Origin of the sequence: Streptomyces sp. NPDC096132 (assembly GCF_044763345.1) — a bacterium.
GTDB lineage: Bacteria > Actinomycetota > Actinomycetes > Streptomycetales > Streptomycetaceae > Streptomyces.
In genome coordinates this window covers 552,549-571,482 of record NZ_JBIWGA010000001.1, presented here as the reverse complement: position 1 = coordinate 571,482, position 18,934 = coordinate 552,549, and the positions used below count along the sequence as shown (strand labels likewise).

The 18,934-nt window shown below is 69.1% G+C and carries 9 protein-coding genes; 1 reads left to right on the top strand and 8 read right to left on the bottom strand.

Translation table 11 applies throughout. The annotated features are described in order from the left end of the window. Window positions 1-13 precede the first annotated feature (13 nt). From ACIRF9_RS02430 to ACIRF9_RS02400, 7 genes are all read right to left on the bottom strand, one after another. Entirely contained in the window at window positions 14-661 is a 648-nt protein-coding gene (locus ACIRF9_RS02430; RefSeq protein ID WP_403815039.1) for a hypothetical protein, read from the bottom strand. A gap of 31 nt (window positions 662-692) precedes the next feature. Beyond that, window positions 693-7,586: an RHS repeat-associated core domain-containing protein gene (locus tag ACIRF9_RS02425; RefSeq protein ID WP_403815036.1), complete on the bottom strand. Its 6,894-nt coding sequence runs from the start codon at window positions 7,584-7,586 to the stop codon at window positions 693-695. A gap of 145 nt (window positions 7,587-7,731) precedes the next feature. After that, the gene (locus ACIRF9_RS02420) at window positions 7,732-11,388 is read right to left on the bottom strand and encodes a LamG domain-containing protein (RefSeq protein WP_403815034.1); all 3,657 of its coding nucleotides are present in this window, start codon (window positions 11,386-11,388) and stop codon (window positions 7,732-7,734) included. A gap of 47 nt (window positions 11,389-11,435) precedes the next feature. Continuing rightward, window positions 11,436-13,028 carry a VCBS repeat-containing protein gene (locus tag ACIRF9_RS02415; protein ID WP_403815032.1) on the bottom strand — a complete coding sequence of 531 codons (1,593 nt, stop codon included), beginning with the start codon at window positions 13,026-13,028 and terminating at the stop codon, window positions 11,436-11,438. A 397-nt stretch (window positions 13,029-13,425) separates the two neighbouring features. After that, on the bottom strand, window positions 13,426-14,910 hold the full coding sequence (locus tag ACIRF9_RS02410; protein ID WP_403815030.1) for an FG-GAP repeat domain-containing protein: 1,485 nt from the start codon (window positions 14,908-14,910) through the stop codon (window positions 13,426-13,428). Between the two features lie 326 nt (window positions 14,911-15,236). Next, entirely contained in the window at window positions 15,237-15,848 is a 612-nt protein-coding gene (locus ACIRF9_RS02405) for a Uma2 family endonuclease (protein ID WP_403815027.1), read from the bottom strand. A 43-nt stretch (window positions 15,849-15,891) separates the two neighbouring features. After that, on the bottom strand, window positions 15,892-16,419 hold the full coding sequence (locus tag ACIRF9_RS02400) for an ATP-binding protein (protein WP_403815024.1): 528 nt from the start codon (window positions 16,417-16,419) through the stop codon (window positions 15,892-15,894). A 230-nt stretch (window positions 16,420-16,649) separates the two neighbouring features. Here ACIRF9_RS02400 and ACIRF9_RS02395 point away from each other — a divergent pair, with 230 nt between their 5' ends. Then, on the top strand, window positions 16,650-17,504 hold the full coding sequence (locus ACIRF9_RS02395) for a helix-turn-helix domain-containing protein (RefSeq protein ID WP_403815022.1): 855 nt from the start codon (window positions 16,650-16,652) through the stop codon (window positions 17,502-17,504). Window positions 17,505-17,525: 21 nt separating this feature from the next. On the opposite strand, the gene ACIRF9_RS02390 is transcribed toward ACIRF9_RS02395, so the two are convergent. Continuing rightward, window positions 17,526-18,746 (bottom strand): IS110 family transposase, encoded by a 1,221-nt coding sequence (locus tag ACIRF9_RS02390; protein ID WP_403815019.1) that lies wholly within the window; start codon window positions 18,744-18,746, stop codon window positions 17,526-17,528. Window positions 18,747-18,934: the final 188 nt, after the last annotated feature.

Sequence of the window (18,934 nt, the reverse complement as noted above, 5' to 3'; positions counted from 1 at the left end):
CCTCCGCTCACCCCTACTCCTGCTCTTCGCCTTGAAGGCCTCTCAGATGGGCGATCAGATCCGCGGCGGAGACCTCGAGCCAATCGGTCTCGGCACCGACCGTCATGACCTCGTAGCGCATTCCGGGCAGTTCCCGTACGAGGAACTGGCGGCTACCTCCGTCCATCGCGTCCACTCGGAGGCGAACGACACCGTGCGTAATGGTGGGAAACAGCAGCCGCAGTCTGTCGTCCTCATGGATTCGGTTCAGAAGGCTCCGTTGATCCGCATGGAAATCGGATGACAGGAGGCGCGACCACTGCAGAGGAGCGGGATTCCCCGCTTCGAGCGCCGGAGCGAACTCGTCGAGTTCCATGAACTCGAAAGCCCCTTCGAAGTCAACAAGAGGAACGCCCGCACGCCATGCGGCCACCGCCTCCACGGCCCGACCAAGATCGTCCGTGGAACCGAGGGCCCAGGTGAAGCCCGGGGTATGAATACCGATCAGGAACAACCGCTCCTCCGCGGCAAGGCCGACCGAGACGACGCCCCGGTCGGTCCCGATCCGGACAGGCACGGCCGCTGAAGCGACAGGTCCGATATCGCACCGGCGTCGTTCGGCGACCGCCGCCATAGCGGCCCCCAGGCCGCCGGCCGCAGCCACATCCGGATAGAGATCCATCAGTTTCACCTCCATGGTTCGCGCCCCAGCCCTAGCAGGAACAGTGCGGCAGCACGCCGCCCTTGACCCGGTCCATGGCTCCGCTCAACGTCGACAGGTCGGGCATGTCCGTGGGCGCGTCCAATTTCACGCCTCCGCCCTTGACCGGCGAGTACCACTTGATCGACTCCCATGAGCGTTGGCCGTTGGAAAGGGCTCGGGCGATCCAGGCCATTTCCAGGTCGGTGGCGTATCCCGTTTCGTTGACGTCGTGGAGGCCACGCTGAGCTGCCTCCATGAAGTCCCCCAATCCGGACTTGTTGACGTGCAGCGTCACATTCGGATCGACAATGGCCTTGCGCGCCGCCATCTTCCAGCCGTCCCCGGGCACGTCGGAGAAGGTCTCGAAGCCGTTTTCCTTCTTCTTCGCCCAGGCGTCGAGTCCCTCGGACTGCCAACCCAACGCGACGTCGCAGTTGTGTGCGAGCAGCGGTGTCGCCCCGGCCAGGACGTAGTACGCGTGAATCCCCGTGATCGTCAGATCATGCGTCCGCTGGCGCTTGTCGAAGTGCCGGTTGGCCGTGAGTTCCACCGTGTCGCCGGACGGGGTACGCAGCTTCATGCCGGGTTCGAGGTCGCCGGCCTTGATCCACGCCTGTTCGGACTCGGCCCAGAAGGGGTGCGTGGTCGTGGCGACCAGCATCTCCTCGGTACCGGAGTCCGTCGTCACCGTGAGGTCCGAGAACTCCTTGTCGTCCTCCGTGACGATGGTTCCCGCGACCTCGCGGACGGAGGTCTTCCCGGTCTTCGGGTCGGTCACCGTCACCTTGTCGCCGGGTTCGACGTCCTCGATCGGCTTGGTATAGCCGTCGGCGAGAAGGACCTTCGTGCCGGGCAGGAAGCTGTGGCACTCGGTCTTTCTCAGCTTCCTGAGGGCCGCCGCGGCCTTCGAACGGGCCAGTGCCAGCCCGTCCTTGGCCTTGGCAAGTGCCTTGTTCGCCTTGAGCAGGCCCTTGACTCCACCGATGAGATCACCGACGAGGCCCACGACCCGTTTGGCGAGCTTGACTCCCTTGGCCCACTTCCAAGGCATTCCGTACTTCGCCATGATCTTGCCGGCGAGGCCGCCTGCAAAGCTGCCGGCGATGTTCAGCAGCGTTTCGCCGCAGGCGCCGACGTCACCGGTGGAGATGCAGTCGAGGGCCGCGTCGACACCGAGAATGTCCCGGACGATCTTGACCAGTTCCTTGCCGGCTGACTGGATGCGCTTCTTGGCCGACGACTGCTGCTTCTGCGCCTGGTTGACCTCGTTCTGCGCCTCGGTGACCTTCGCCCCTTCGGAGCCCGGCGCGCACAGCATGCCGCAGTCCGGTGTCCCGCAGCCGACCGCATTCGGGAAGAGGGCACACGTCGTCGACGACAGCAGTCCGCTCGGGTCGGACAGCGTGACCGGGCTGTTGTCGGCGTAGGCGTAGCCGTTGATCTGCTGCGGCTGGGTGTAGTCGATGATCGGGTCGACCGAGATGAACTTGCCGATCACCGCGTCGTATTCACGCGCCCCCAGGTGGGTCAGACCGGTCGACGCGTCGATCGTGCCGCCGACGAAGCCCTTCTCACCCGGCCATACACCCGTGGCGGTGCCACGCTCGACGCCGTACGGATCGAAGCGGCGCTGCGAGATCGCGCCCGTGGCCGCCTCGATGGCGATCTCGCCCGTGCCGTGGTGGTCGGCCCCGAGGAACGACACCTTGCCGTCGTCGGTGCGGATCGCGATGGTTTGCCCGGCGTGCGAGTAGTAGCGGGTCGCGGACTTCTTGGTGCCATCGGCGGAGAGCTTCAGCTCCATGCCGGGCAGGTAGACGGTGGTGCCCGAGGAGTCCTTGCGCTGGACTCGGTTGCCGGAGGCGTCGTACAGGTACGTCGTCTCGGAGCCGCTCGCCTCCTGCACCTTGGTGAGTCGGCCCGCGTCGTCCCACTCCAGGGACTGGGCGTCACCGCCGATCGTCCGCTTGGTGGTCGCACCCGCGTCGTCGTACTCGTACGCGTACTGCTTCTCACCGGTCGGGGTCTTCTCGGTGATCTTGGTGACCTGGTGCGGGCCGTCGCCGAGCGCGCCCGCGCCGCCGTACTCGTAGTTGCGCGTGACGTCCTTGGACGCGTTGAGCCCGGTGTCGTGGTTGGTCTCCGACTGCCGGTTGCCGATGGCGTCGGTGACGTACGACTTCCAGTAGGCGGCCGGACCGCCGAGCGTGGTCGAGCCCGGGGCGGCCGTGCACGCGTTCGGGCGGGAGCCCTCGACGGGCGCGGTCGACCCGACGGTGCCGGAGCCGGCCGCATTCGCCGCCGAGGACCCGGGAGTCCATGCCTCGGACAGCCGCTGCTGGCTGTCGTAGGCGAAGCACTGCACGTCCGGGGACGAGGAGTTCGCCGTGTCCGCGATCGACAGGACGTTGCCTGCCTGGTCGTAGGAGTACGTCGACTGCTTCGCCGGTGCCGTCGCGCCGTAGACGTCCACGGTGGAACGGGTGAGGCGGTCGGTGCCGGTCTCGTAGTCGAAGGTCTGCCACACCTTCTTGCCGGATCCGGTGTACAGCTCCAGCTGCTGGAGGGCACTGTTCTTCGAGTACACCGTGTTGGTGACGTACGAGGTCGTGCCCGTCAGTGTGGTCGGACGCTGCAGCGCGTCGTACCCGTAGGTCACGGCTTCGGCGGCCAGACCGCCGGCCGCGGGTAGCCCCGTCGACTGGACGGTGCCGTCCCGGTTGAAGGTCGACGTGAAGACGTAGGTACCGGCCAGGGAGCCCTGCGACGCGGGCACAGAGTAGGCCGTCTTCAGCGGCTGGTAGAACTCGTCCATCGACTGGACGACCGACGCGAAGTACTCGGTCGCGGAGACATAGCTGAGCTTGGCGTACGGCTGGCCCAGCCACCCGGCCTTGTCGTAGCGGGTCTCGGTCAGCTTCGTCCCGGTGCCGACGTCACCGGTCCAGGTGCCGGTGATCCGGCCGAGCGCGTCGTAGGACGTGGACGTTTTCTTGTTGCGTCCGTCCCAGGCCGCCACGGGCCGGTCAAGCTCGTCGTACTCCGTGCGGGAGGTGCCGGCATCCGGGTCGATGGTCGTCTTCTTGCGGCTGAGCTGGTCGTACTCGTACCGCCACACGTTGCCCTTGGCGTCGGTGACCGTCTCCAGCTTGCCCGCGGGCGTGTAGGTGTACTTCGTCGAGTCGTAGGCGGTCAGCGGCGTGGGGGATGCTCCCTTGTAGTGCCGGACCTCGGTCGTGTTGCCCGCGGCGTCCGAGACGGTCGTCGTGGGCACGCCCCCGACCGGCGGGTCAACGTTGGTGAGTTCGCCGTCGTATGTGGTCGTGGTACGCCACTGCTCGACGCCGGAGACCGCGAAGATGTCGGCCGTGGGGCGGCCGAGGGCGTCATACTCCAGCCGGGTCTGCCCGCCGACTTCGCCGTTGTGCACGAGCAGCAGCTCGTCCGTGGGGGTACCGGCCGCGTTGTACGTGGCGTTGGTCTGCTTCACCTTGCCCGCGCCGTCGTAGAACGAGTCCGCGACCATGCGGGTGCCATCCGCGCCCTCGGTCTGGATCTGACGGGGACGCAGCAGGCTGTCGTAGAGCTGGTACTCGGCGCCGTAGGTACCGTCGTTCTCGATCTTCTCGGTCTTGATCGAGGTGACCTTGTCCTTGCGGACGTTGTACGAGTACTTGATGCTCGGCGTCTGCGACTTGGCCCGGTCCGGCAGCCATACGGAGACCAGGCGGCCGAGACCGTCGTAGGCGAGGTCCGTCCGCCTGCTGTTCGGGTCGGTCTGGCCGGTGGACAGGCCCCACGCGGAGGCGTAGTCGGTGGTCGTGATGTGGCCGAGGGCGTTCGTCAGCTTGGTCTGGGTGAGCAGGCCGTTCGTCTCGACGTAGTCGGTCCGCGTCGGGTTCTGCTTCGCGTCCTTCTGGATCTTCGGTCGCCCGAAGTCGTCGTACGTGGTGGTGCCGGTGACCTGGTATGTGGCGGTGGTGCCGTCGTGGGCCGTCAGGCGCTCGGTCTTCGTGGCGTCGCCCTTGGTGGGCGCCGCGCCGAAGGCCAGGTCGTCGTACGAGGTGCGCTCGTCGGCCAGGACCTGGGTCTTGCGGTCCGGAGTGGCGGAGCACTTGACCGACACCGACTCGCTGCGTGAGGGCAGCGCCAGGATGTTCTTCGCGGTGTTGTCCGCGTACCACAGGCGGGTGCAGGTGTCGTCATTGGTCTTGGAGACGTCGGCCTGGTCGTCGACCTCGGTCGCCCGGCCGGTGCCGAGGTCCGTCTCGTACTTCGTGGTCGACTTCGTCTGGCGCCAGGTGCCGTTGGACAGCAGGCTGTACCCGCGTTCCGTGTCCGCCTTGACGATGGTGGCGCGCGTGGTGCCCCAGCTCTTGGTCTGCGTCGCGGTCGTGTGCTTCCACGGCTCACTGATCGCCTTCGAGATCAGCTTGCTGCCGTCGTAGGTCGACACCTCCAGCTCGTGGCCGGTGAACTCCTCGGAGTCGGTGTAGGAGACGCCCGTGGAGTCCGTGACGGAGACCGAGCGCGTGCCCCCGTCGGGGTCCGCGTCGCCGTTCATGCCCTGGAGGTAGGTGTAGTCGACCCGGGTCTTCTGGTCGTCGGCGCTGCCGGAGGTCACGGTGACCTTGCCGTAGCCCTGCCAGGCGCCCCAGGTGAGGTACTTGTCGTCGGTGATGCCGTCGGGCTTCGCCTTACGCCAGGCAGCGTCGCCCTGGTAGCTGTAGCGGGTGACGAGCTGGTCGCCGCCGCCGGTGCGGTCGGACTCGACGACCTCGGCGACCACGTACTTGTGGAACCAGTCCGTGATCGGGTCGGTGTAGCCGGGCGGGGACCACTTCACCGGGTAGCAGCGCTTGGTGGACTCGCCCGGCTTGGGCAGAGCGGCCTTGGTGCAGTCGGTGGGCGCGTAGTTGACGTCGAGCTGGGCGCCCGTCTCGCTGAGGACCATGGACAGGCGGAAGCGGTAGAACGGGGCGATGTTGTCGCCGATCGCGTCGACGCGGTTGGCGAGCTGCTCGCCGAAGAGATCGACGGAGGGAAGCTTGACCGCCGTGCCGATGCGGCCCTCGTGCTCGATCTTCGACAGCCACAGCGTCTTGGAATCGTCGCCGTTGTCCGTGAACAGATGCGTGAAGGTCCAGGCGTCCACGTCGTCGTAGGTCGTGGCGTCCTTGCGCATCTGCGTGACGACCGACGTCAGCCGCTTCGTCGTCCAGAAGGTCTGGCCAACCGTGCACTTCGTGCCCGACTTGCACTCCTGGTCGACCGGGACGTCCGGCCAGTGGGAGGCATTGGCCGTGGTGCGCTTGCTCTCCGCGCAGTCGAAGTCGGCGGTGGTCAAGCAGCGCTCGGCGGTGTTGAACACGATCCGGGCCGGGGCCTTCGCCGCATAGACCTGACCGTCGCGCTGACCGTAGTCGATGCGCTTGAGGTAACCACCGCGGTGGTACGCCGTCCCGTTGACGTCCGTCTTGCCGTTGAGCGCGTAGTAGTTCGTCTCACGGTCGTAGAAGTAGGACATCACGTTGCCGTGGGTGTCCTTGACGTAGTCCAGCGACCAGCGCCACGCCTGCTGGCAGTGGGCGCTGGTGAAGGTGGCGTTGTAGCAGGGCTCACCGGAGTCGTCGCCGAAGACCGGAGCGGTCCAGGTGGAGTTGGTCTCCTCGTTGCCCGTGGCCCAGCCCGGCAGACGGTTCTGGCCGAAGTAGTACTCCGTGCCGTCGGTCGTCGTGACCCGCCAGTACTCGCCGTCGTTGTCGCCGTTCGTGGCGCCCGTCAGCTTCTCGACCTTGCTGCCGTCGTCGCCGGACAGGTGCCACTTGCCGGTGGTGTCGTCCTTGACGAGCTCCGAGGAGGAGCCGTTGAGCATGATCGTGGCGTTCTCGAACGCCCAGCACTGCTCGCCGGAGCCGTCGTGGCCGTCCTCCGAGCACGGCTTGTAGCGGCGCTCGATGTAACCCGGGTCGTAGGAGAAACCCTCACCGATCCAGGAACCCTGGTTGTTGGTGGCCGCGGTGCGGCCGTCCGCCGACTGGGAGGAGTATCCGAGGCCCACCGTCGGGGTCAGACCGCCCGGGGTCGGGACCGTCCGCAACGGGTAGTTCCAGGAGAAGCCGCCGGAGGAGTTCGAGACCGTCCAGCTTGCGGAGGGGGACAGTGCCGTGGCCTTGTAGGTGCCCTGCGCGCCGGAGGGGCCGGCCGCGACCGCGACCAGGGAGGTCGCGTCCGTCGCCATGGTCGAGACGCCCTCGGCGGAAGCCGGAGCGGCGGTCACGTCGGCGGAGACCGTACCCGCCCTGACATCGTTGGCCGTGGGCAGCGCCTTCGGCTGCTCCGGGCAGTCCTTGCTGCCGGGAGTGGCCACAACGGCACACGCCGGGAGCTGCACCAGGCGGAGGCGGGAAGCGTAGGAACCGCCGAAGCCCTCCGCGAACTCCGAGTAGTCCACCGTGAGGCGGACCTTGCCCGCCTGCTGCTCTCCGTCGGCGCGCTCCACCCCGAGGAGCACATCGGCGCCCAGCTTGTCGGCACGTTTCGGGTCGAGGACGTCGACCCGGACGCTGTCCGCGGCCTGTCCTGCCTTGATCTTGCCCTTCGCCTTGGTGACCTTCACCGGCAGACCGCCGGCCTCCGCGGTGGCGCCCGTCCTCACCTCGGCGCCGCCCTGCTCGGGCCACACCGCCTTGTCCAGCGCCTTGACCGCCGCCTTACGCGCCGGATCCGAAGGGCGGGACTTCTTCTTGGCATCGGACCCCTGGGCGGGATCCCCGTCGTCCTGGACACCGGGACGGCTGGTGCGGCCCCGGTCACCGTCGTCGAGCACCGACGCCTGAACCGACGACGCCGACAGCGCGAGGGAGAGCCCCAGCACTGTGGCGACGACTGTCTGTCGAGGCATGCGGCGGCTCAGAGAGCGGCCACGGAAGAACATTCGGCAACTTCCTGATCGTAGGAGAACGTCATGAAGGGCACGGAGGGTGAGGCTCGGGACCAGGTGTGCCGAGCCCTCAACGGACCCGGCACACCTAAGAAGTGACGCTCTGTCACATATCAGGCAGCGCCGTCAGCGCGGCCATCTGCTGCACCGCGATCTGGTCGGCCGCGCCGCTGTAGACGCGGACCTCGTCGATCGCGCCGGCGAAGTACTCGCTCGCCCCGCGCAGCGAACGGCCCACCTGGAGACCGCCGGTGGCGGACCACAGGGTGTCGTTCGTGCCGTAGGCACCGGCCACGAGCTGACCCTCGACGTAGAGGCGGATCGAGTTGGCGAAGGCGTCGTAGACGACCGCGAGGTGCTGGCCGGAGCCGCCGGTGTCGGGCAGTTCCTGGTCGTCGGTGAAGGTGACGACCTCGGGGGCGGCCGCGTCGGTCTTGGCGACGGCCAGCTCCCACTGCTGCGTGCTCGCCTGGTAGCGGACCTGCAGACGGTTGGCGCTGGCGCCCGGCAGGGACAGCACCGTCTGCGACTTCTCCGGGTCCAGCGAGGTGAGCTGGGCGCGGGCGGTCACGGTGAAGCTGCTGTTGCCGGTGACCGGGGCGGAGGCGGTGGACGCGTAGTCCCCGTCGCCGTCCAGGACCAGGTTGCCGTCACCGACCAGGGCGGCGGTGTCGAACAGCGGGTCGGCCGGGCGGTAGATCGAGGCGTTGCCCGCGAGGGTCAGCGCCTGGCCGCCGCCGGTCTCGGCGGAGGCACCGCTGGTGGCGTCGTCCAGCTGCCAGTAGGCCTTGCGCTCCGGCTTGATGGTCATCAGCTCGGCGACCTGGGCCGCCGGCAGGACACGGTCGAAGACGCGGACCTCGGCGAGGTCACCCGTGAAGTTGTCGCGGTAGCCGCTCTTGGCCGTGGCACGGCCGATCTGCAGCGGACCGTACGACTTCCAGGTGGAGCGCCGGGTGGCGGAGCCCTTCAGGTCCTTGTTGATGTAGAGCTGGAGCAGGGGGCCGTTGCTGTTCTGCGCGTCGTACACGCCGGTCAGCAGCACCCACTGGTCCTTGACCGGGGCCACTCCGGTGGAGACGGCCTTCCACTCGCCGAGCGAGTCCACGTCGTTGACCGGGACGGAGAACTTCCAGGTCTGCGCCGAGGCGTCGTAGCCGAAGGTGAAGCCGGGCTCGCCGGTGCCGTCCTGGCTGACGATCACCATGTCCTTGTCGAGCGCGGTGGGCCGCACCCACGCGCTGACGCTGAAGCTCTTGGCGGTGTCGAGGACGGTCTCACTGGCGTCGAGGTACGCCTCGGAGCTGCCGTCGAAGTGGGCGGCCTTGTCGACCTTGCCGCCGGGGCCGTCCGCGCCGAAGGCGACGGCGGTGCCGGCGGTCGCCGAGAAGTCGCCGCTCTCGTCGTGCGCCTCGGTGTCACCCGCCTGGTCGGCGAGGTTCCACTGGGCGACGACCGGCGTGCCCTCGCTCACCAGGAACTCGTAGTGCGCCTTGGTGCTGGGGTTCTCCGCCTTGTCGACGGCGATCACGTCGACCCAGTGCCGCCCGGACCGGGTCGGCATCCACTGCACGGAGACGGAGCCGCCCGCCGCGGACGGGGTGGCGACGGTCGCCGGGCTCGCCGTGCTGTCGAAGGCGTACCGGTACTTGACGACGTCGGTGTCCGGGATGGTGTCGTTCGGGTTCGGCGCGAACGTGAACGTGCCGTACGTGCCCACACCGTCGTGGTAGACCGTGTCGGACGGGTACTGCTTGGACAGCACGTTGGGCTTGCCGGGCAGCGTCTTGTCGTAGATGAACTCGCAGCGCTGCGCGGTGTCGCCGTCGTAGCTCCACGGGCCGTCGCCGTCACCGTCGTTGGCGCGTGCGCTCCAGTAGATGACGGTGTTCTGCGGGATGCTCGACTTGACGGTGTGCTCGAACTTGGTACCGCTCGTCGGGGAGAGGAAGCCCGTCTTGTACGTGTAGGACTTGGCCTCCTTGGTGGTGGGGTCGGTCCACTCCACCTTGAACTCGACCTGGACCTTGTCGGTCTGGCCGTTGCCGTGGTCGGGGTCGCTCGCGATGGCCTGGAGCTTCGGCGGGACCTCGGAGTACTCGCGACTCGAGCCCCACTTGCACAGACCGCCCGGGTCGGTGGTCATGTCGGACGTCTTGATCTGCCGCGGCAGGTTGTTGTACTTGACCGACAGGTAGGCGTTGCCGCAGATCCGCTTCCACTCGGCGAAACGGGACTCGTCGGCGGCCCGCAGGCCCAGCGTCATCGAGTTCCAGCCACCCGCGGCGGCCGTCTTGATCTCGCTGGTCAGCTCGCCGGTCGCGCTGCTCTCGAAGTGCAGGTTGGCCTGGCTGGAGCAGGAGGTCGGGGAGATCGCCTTGTCGACGGTCGCGATGTGGTCGTCCCAGTCGTCCGAGGTGTTGGACCAGTTGCTGGACGAGGTGAGCGAGTAGTTCTGGCCGCCGATCCGGTAGAGCCGGATGGGCTCCGCGGTCGGGGACGCGCTGTAGATGTGCTCGACCCGGGCGGAGAAGGTCGCGCCCAGGATCTGCTTCCCCTTGTAGAAGGAGAGCGGCATCGTGAACATCACGCGGCGCACGCCGACGCCGTTGCAGGAGACCGGGTTGTAGTCGGTCGGGCACTTGCCGACGCCCGCGCTGCCGGAGTACTTCCAGTCCTGCTCACTGGGCATCCCGGACATGACGCCGGTCCAGGAGGTGCGCGAGGTGGTGCGCGAGATCGGGTCGATGACGACCGGGAAGACGGTGTCCGCGCCCTTGAGGAGCTTCTGGTCGGGGACCAGGCTGAGCTTGCCCTTGCCGACCTCGACGCCGAGCGGGGCGACCTTGCCGCCGCCGCCCGGGCCCTCGAGGGCGGGCTCGGGGGCCGTGTGCGGGCCGGGGGTGGCCGTCGGGGTGGCCGCATCCACCTCCGCCGCGGCGGCCTTCAGCGCCTTCGCGACGGCCTTCGGGCCCTGCTTCCTGGTCGCGGCCTCCTCGACGGCGGCCGAGTCCCACATCGAGGGCTTGCCCGCCTGGAAGACGGTGCCGCCGACGGCGGCGTCCTCCGCGAGGATCGCCCCGGTGGCGTCCTCCGCCACCTTCAGGCCGTCGGTGGTCATGCCGAGGTCGACCTTGGCCAGCCTCGGGTCGGCTGCCGCCTCGGGCGTCTTGACGACCAGCAGATGACCGAAGCCGTCGGCCTCGGCCCGCACGGTCAGGTCGACGCCGGGCAGGACCTCGGCGTAGGTGGCGGTGTCGCCCTCCACCTTCGGTGCGGGCAGCTTGCCGTACGGCCAGGTCAGGGCGAACTCGCGGCCCGCACGCTGCATCGTCACGAACGGCTTGCCCGCCTGGCCGGCGGAGAAGCTGAGGTCGACGGTGGCGGCCTTCGGGCCCCAGGTGCCGTCGGCACGCTTCACCAGCGTCGCGTCGACCGGGACCCACTTGCCGCCCTGGACCGTGCGCACCGGCTCGGTGTACTCGCGAGCGGTGAAGGTGCCGTCGGGCTCGGCGAAGATCTCCCGGCGCTCGGTGCGCAGGCCCACGACCTCGGTCTTCTTGCCGCTGTCCTTGGCCACCGCCATGGCCTGCTGCTCGGTCACCGTCGGCTGGTCGTCGGCGACCGTCGCCTGGTCGTGGCCCGGGCCACCGCCCGGCAGGACGGCCAGGGTGCCGGCCGTCACCGCGCCTGCGACGGCGGCCGCGACGGCCGCGCGCACCAGCACGCCACGCCGTATCGGTCTCTGTCTGTCTGCGGACACGCGTCCACTCTCCCGTTGGTTCATGTCTGTCTCAGGTCCGGGTCCGGTCATCGGACGGTCGCGCCGAAGGCGACGCCATCCGCGGGAATGCCGCCCTCACCGGGCTTGTACGTCTGGGTGGGCGCGCCGCCCGTGGCGGTGTTCCACGGGTAGCCGTGGACCGCCCGTCCCTCGGCGGGGCCGTAGGGCACACCCACGTACAGCAGCGACGGGCTGCTGCCCAGGCCGATGCCCGCGTACGTCCGGGCCGCCGGTCCGGAGGGGATGCCGTTGCCCGGTTCGATCCACGCGTCCGAGGCGCCGGGCGCCCCGATCATCGGGAGGATGTGAACGCCGCCCGCCTCCGGGGCCGCCTCCGTCGACTCCTCGCCGGGCACGCCGACCGCGAGCCGCATCGTGGACGCCGTACTCACCACGTTGGTGGTGGTGTTGACCGCCGTGAGCCGCTGGCCGAAGAAGTCGCCGGCCTCGGCCTCTCCCTCGACCCCGTCGATGTTCTGGTCGATCCAGTTGAGCAGGGCCACCGTGCCGTCGGCCTTGATGTGGTAGACGTGCACCGCGCCCGCGTCGACGGTGGTGCCGAGGTCCTCTCCGGGGACGCCCACGGCGAGCAGCGCGTCGGTGGCGGTGGTCGCTCCCGACGGGCGGTAGGGGGCCATCGCGAGGGCGGCGCCGTACCGGTCGTCGGTCTGGGCGGCGGAGTCCGGGCCGGGGGTGCGGCCCTGGCCCATGCCGAAGAGGGGGGCGGGGATGCCGTCGGTGTTGAGCGACGGCTTGAACACGTTGACGGCCCCCGCGAAGGCGACCGTGCCGATGCTCTCGCCGGGGACGCCGACCGTGAAGTACCGGTCCGTCGCCGCGACCACGGATCCGAAGCGGTCGTAGGCCTCCGCGTCCTCCCAGACCCCGACGTTGTTCTGATGGAACGTCGACACCGAGGGGCTCACACCGTACGCGTACGCCGCGAACCCCATGTCGGTGAGGCCCGAACTGTCCTCCCCCGGGATCCCGATGACGAGGAACGGCACACCGGTCACCGACAGACCACCGGCCACCGAGTAGCCGACCCAGTCGCCCTCTTCGTAGTCGTTGCCCAGCCTGCCGTCGGCGCCCTGCCGGAATCCGATGCTGGGCGTTCCCTGGCCGATGCCGGCCGGTGAGCCGTAGACGAGGTGGACGAGACCGGCGTCCTTGACCGTGCCGACGTCCTCGTAGGGGATCCCGACGGCGATGTCGCTGCAACCGTCGAGGTTCGCGTCGTACACGGCCAGGGAGAAGCCGAACTGGTCGCCGGCCTCGGCGCCGTCGGACACGTTCGGCGTGTCCTGCGAGAGCGTGGTGACGCCCTTGCCGCCGCCGAGCACGATCTGGACCGCGCCGGCTTTCTCCTTGCCGGACACCGTGGCCAGGGGGTCCGCGACAGCCGTGTCCCGGATGCCGTCCCCGTTGAAGTCGGACTGCGCGCCTGCGCAGGAGTCCGCCGCCACCGCCGGGGTCTGTGCGACTCCCGGAACCAGCCCCAGCAGCGCCGCCGCCAGGATGCATGCGGCACCCCGCCGTCGGCTCCGCCTCGTGAGCGGCCCCTGTCTGCCGCCGGGGGCGGCGCGGCGCGGCCCCGTCATCTGTCCGTGTGCGGGCATGGGTCTCCTCCCCTTTTTGCCCGTTGCCTGTGTCGTGGGGGGGGGGGGGGGGGGGGGGGGCCCCCCCCCCCCCCGGCCCGGGGGGGGGGGGGGGGGGGGGGGGGGGGGGGGGGGGGCGGGGGGGGGGGGGGGGCGGCCCCCCCCCCCCTGGGCGGGGGGGGGGGGGGGGGGGGGGGGGGGGCCCCCGCCCCCCCCCCCCCCCCGACGGTCCGTCGGCGGGTGCGCTGGTGTGCGGGTGCCCTGGGGCGCTCGGAGTCGGTTGACGGGCCCACCGCACCCGGCCGACGAACGGGCCGGGTGCGGTGGGCGGACCCGCCGGCCCGGTGGGCAGGCGTCCGTACCCCGGCCGCCCCGCCCTCGGGCCTCGTCGTCGACCGACGCACCGAGCGGGCAGTGATCAGCGGACGGTCGCCCCGAAGGCGACGTCGCCCGCCGGGATGCCGCCCTCGCCGGGCTTGATGGTCTGCGTCGGAGCCCCACCGGAGGTCACGCTCCACGGGAAGCCGTAGACCGCGTGGCCGTCGGCCGGGCCGTAGGGCACGCCCACGTACAGCAGGGAAGGGGTGGCGGCCAGGGAGAGGCCGGTGAGCATACGAGGCGCGGGCGTGCCCGGGATGCCGTAGCCGGGGTCGATCCACTGGTCGGAGGCGCCGGGCGCACCGACCAGCGGGACGATCTGCACGCCGCCCTTGTCGGAGTGCTCCTCGGAGGACTCCTCGCCGGGCACACCGATGGCGACCTTGGTGGTCGTGGCCGTGGAGGTGGCGTTCGGGGAGGTGTTGACGGCCGTGAGGCGCTTGCCGAAGAGGTCCCCGGCCTCGGCCGCCTCTTCCACGTTCTCGGTGTTCTGGTCGATCCAGGCGAGCTGGGTGAAGGTGCCGCTCGCCGTGAGGCGGAAGACGTGGACGGCGCCCGCGTCGACGGTGGTCGACAGGTCCTCGCCGGGGACGCCCACCACGAGCAGCGACTCGGTGGTGGAGGTCGCGCCGGAGGGCCGGTACGGGACCATGGCGAGCGCGGCGCCGAACTGGTCGCCGACCTCCTCGGCGCCGCTGATCTCGTCCTGGTCCTGGCCGAGACCGCCGAGCGGCTTCGGGTAGTTGGACGTCAGCGCGTGACTGAAGTAGGCGGCGCCGCCGGCGAAGGCCACGGTGCCGAGCGCCTCGCCGGGCGTACCGACGGCGAAGTGGGTCGGGGTGGCGGCGAGCGTCGAGCCGAAGCGGTCGTCACGCTCGGCGACACCGGGGACGGCACCGGCGGTCTCGGTGTCCTGGTTGACGCCGACGACCGTCTGCGCGGTGCCGCTGATGTAGTAGAAGGCACCCGCGTCCTCGACCGTGCCGATCGACTCGCCGGGGCTGCCGATCAGCAGGTACGGCGTACCGGCGGAGGTCTTTCCGGCTGCGACGGCGTAACCGACCCAGTCTTCGGCCTCCGTGCCGCCGCCCAGCGGTTTGTCGCTGCCCTGCAGGAACTCCTTGACGGCCTTGCCGGAACCCAGCCCGGTCGTGGCGCCGTAGATCACCTGCACGAGTCCCGCGTCGGGCACGGTGCCGAGATCCTCGTACGGGATGCCAACCACCAGGTCGCTGCACCCGTCGAGGTCGGCGTCGTAGACGGCCATCGAGTAGCCGTACTGGTCGCCCCTCTCGGGGGCGCCCGGGATGTTGTCCGGTGCCTGAGTGACCGTCAAAGTCCCTTTGCCGCCGCCGTATACGACATGTACGGCCCCCGCCTTGGCCACTCCGTCGACGGTCGCCTCGGGGTCGGCTATCGCCGTGTCCCTGACGCCGTCACCGTTGAAGTCCGACTCGACGCCCGAAGGACACGCGACGGCGGCCGCGGCGGGCGTGCCGCCGGTTCCGAGCCCCCAGGTCAGCAATGCCCCTGCCGCAGCGGTGACGGCAGCACGCCGCCACACTTTCCCCGTTGTTGACACTCTCGCCCCGTACTTAAAGAGAACCTAAATAAGGTCAAGGAATCATCCCTTTGCTTGAAGTGCACATGCAATACATGAACTCGACCCACAGGGCATGACAAGAATCACAGGAGGCGCACACACAACCCTCAGCCCGTCCGAGCGTCCGCGCGAGCGACGGAGCACACCCGACAGGGCCCCGGGGCCGACAGCATCAGGGCAAGAACGTCGGCGGGCTCAACCCGGCCTGCCCCCACGAGGGGTCAACCCGAGCTGCGCCCGCCCCACCACTACCTCTGCTCGACCTCCGGGTCCACGTACTCCTCCACGACGAACTCCGACGTGTCGAGTTCGAAGTCGAACGGCGCCGGGATCCGCACCGGCCGCCCGAACGGCACATTGGTCCGCGACCGGTATCCCTTGGGAGAGGGATCCCACAGGACGTTGATCTCCCCGATCCGCATGTCGAGCAGGAGGTACACCGGGACGATCCGTCCGTACGTCGCCATCTTGTCGAGCCAGTCGACGTCCTTCGTGGAGTCGGAGGTCAGCTCCGCGACGAGAGAGAGGGCGGAGGCATCGGCATGACGACCGGCGGCCTCGAAGGCGGATTCGTCGGCGACGTGCAGGTCAGGGCCGCATGCCCGCTCGGAGCCGGGAAAGGTGAAGAGGAATGGAGCGACGTCGACGTCGTGCCCCTCCGGAGCGTGTGGCTCCAGCTGAAGCCGCAGCGACTTCATGACCCGCTTGTAACGCAGCTTCGACCACGGCGACACGACGATCTTCCCCCGGATGAGCTCGGCCCTGTAGCCGACAGGTGTGTCCATCTCCTCGACGATCTGGAGCATCTCCTCGTAGGAGCCGCTCGACGGGGCGTCTATGGCCCGGGGGCGCTCGGTCATGATGGTCACCACGATCCTCCACTGGTCACAGAGCGTGTCACCTTCACCACGATAGCGCCGGGCCAGGACAGTCGCCTGCCCCTCGCCGACCCTCACGCCACAGCCGCCCGGTCCACGGCCGAGGCCCCGACCTCGCACCACAGCAGTTCCCGCCCCGCCCGGAGAGGTCACCGCCGAGCGGATAGCCACCCCACGCCTGGGCGTAATGACAGACGAGGAAGAGACCGCACCCGCGGTCCGCCTCCGGCGGGACGGGACCGACGGGCCCGGACCGCTTGTCGAAGGGCGGCGGGATATGCGGATTGGCGTCCCAGACGCTCACCCGGAGCCGGGTGCGGGCGAGGCCGCGCAGGCGGAGGGTGGCGGGGCTGGTGGAGTAGCGGTAGGCGTTGGTGACCAGCTCGGTGGCCAACAGTTCGGCGGCATCTTGGAGTTGGGTCATGTCGTGACCGGCGAGGACGGCCTTGAGGGTGACGCGGGCGATACGGGCCGCCCGTGGGTCATGGGGGAGTTGGAGGGCGTACGCCCAAGTTGGTGACGTTTCGCACTCCGACGGGGATACGGTGACCATGAACGCCTCCTGCGGTGAGGGGTGTTGGTTCGCTCGACGACCCGGCTGGGCAGCGGCGGCAGTGCCGCGACGCGGTGCACTTCCGGCTTGCCGCCGGGGCCAGTTGAGCGGCTTGACCCTCACCGTAGGGATTTCATGGACTACATTCCATGCAATACAGGGAAAGTAGCCCCTACTACCTTCGTGTGAGTGACCCGCACGACGTACGTACGAACGGGAAGTCGCAGCCAATGCCGCAACCAAGCCCTCTCCCCACCGCCCGGCGCCGCCGCCTCGGGGTCGAGCTGCGCAGGCTCCGCGAGCGGGCCGATCTGTCCGCCACCCAGGCCGCAGCGCTGATCGGAGCGACCCAGTCGCGTGTGAGCAACATCGAAGCAGGCCGATACGGAGTCAGCGCCGACCGCGTCCGCACCATCGCCCGGCACTACGACTGCACCGATGAGCCCCTGATCGAAGCCCTCTCAGCGCTGACCGGCGAACGCCGGCGCGGCTGGTGGGAGGAGTACCGGGACATCCTGCCCCCGCGTGTACTGGACCTGACCGAGGTCGAGCACCATGCCGCCACCCTCCGCGTGGCCCACGTCATCAACATCCCCGGCCTGCTCCAGACCCCCGACCACGCCCGTGCACTGTTCAGCCAGACAGTGCCACCGCTGAAGCCACATGAGATCGAGCACCGTGTCTCACACCGAATCAAGCGCCAGGAACTCTTGCATCGCGAACAGCCCCCGCCCTACACGGCGGTCATCCACGAGGCCGCACTCCGCATGCGCTTCGGCGACCGGCCCACCGTCCAGGCCCAACTCCACCACCTCAACAAGATCAGTGAACTAGATAACGTCACCATCGCCGTCATCCCCTTCGACAGCGGCCCCTTTCACACCTCGGGCCAAGGCATCGACTACTTTCACGGCCCGGTGCACCAACTGGACACCGTCCAGCTGGACACCGACCACGGCGCGGAACTCATCGACTCCCCCGCCCAGGTGGAGCGCTACCGCCTGATCCTGGACCGCACCACTCAGGCAGCCCTCCCCCCGGCGAAGTCCCGCGACTTCATCTCCCAACTCGCCCAAGACCTCTGAAGGAGCTTCCCAATGACGATGTCAAGCCGCAGCCGTGACTGGTGGTGTGGCTTGGTAACACGATCCGTCGCGGATCATGGCCCACAGGACGTTGACGCGGCGGCGCGCGAGTGCCAGCAACGCCTGCTTGTGTCCCTTCCCTTCAGCGCGCTTCCGCTCGTAGTACGCCTTCGAGGCCGGGCAGGATTTCAGGCTGGCGAGCGAGGACAAGCAGAAGGACCTCAGCAGGCCGCGGTGGTAGCGACGAGGTCTGCGCAGATTGCCGCTGACCCGTCCGGAGTCACGTGGAGCGGGGGCCAGGCCGGCGTATCCCGCCAGGCGGTCCGCGCTGCCGAAGGCATCCATGTCGCCGCCGGTCGCGGCGATGAACTCGGCGCCGAGCCTGGCTCCCATGCCGGGCAGGCTGCGGATCACCTCCGCGTGGGGATGCTCACGAAACCGGGCCTCGATGAGTGCGTCAAGCTCGGCGATCTCCTCATCAAGGGCCATCACCCCCTTCGCGAGCCGGACGACCATGGTGGCGGCCAGCTTCTCTCCCGGCAGTGCGGTGTGCTGCGCTTCGGCCGCGTCGACGGCCGCTTTCGCCAGCGCGGCAGCCCCGCGCACCTTGCGGTTCCTCAGCCAGGTTTCGATGCGCCTGGTCCCGGACCTGCGGATGCCCGCCGGGGTCTGGTACCCGGTCAGCAAAAGGACCGGTCCTTTGTTGGTCAGGTCCAGGACTCGCTCCAACGCGGGGAAGATCTCCAGCAGTTGACCGCGCAGCCGGTTGATCTGCCGGGTGCGGTCGCAGACCGGATCGGTCCGGCGAGTGGTGAGGGTGCGCAGGTCGACGGCTATCTCATCGCCTGGCCGCAGCAGGCCGAGGTCCCGGCGCATGCGGGCCTGGTCGGCGATGACGAAGGCGTCCTTCGCGTCGGTCTTTCCCTCGCCGCGGTAGGTGCCGGAGGCGCGGTGGACGGCCAGGCCGGTGATGTAGGCCATGGGCTGGTCGTGGCTGAGCAGCAGCCCGATCAGCAGCGCGGCGCCACCGTGATTCATGTCCACGGCCCACAGCACGTCCTCGGACAGGGCCAGGACGTCGCCGACCAGCTCCAGCAGCGCGGTCTCATCGTTCTGCACGCGCCGGGACAACAGTCGGTCACCCTCAGCATTGATCACCACGCAGTGATGCTGTTCCTTGCCGATGTCCACGCCGGCCCAGATCTGGGGCACGGTCACCTCCGCCAGCTCGTCGTCACGCATCGATCCCGCAGACGACCTCGCCGACGTGGCCCTACACAGCGATCGAGTCGCGTTTCCCAATTAGCGGTCGAGTCGTCGCGGGGCCCGCGGCGGCCAAGCTCCTTGAGCCATCAGACGGCTCCCCTATGCCAGCCATACCCCGGGCCCCTGGGTGACCCAACCCTACGAATGGCTCGATCAACCCGAAC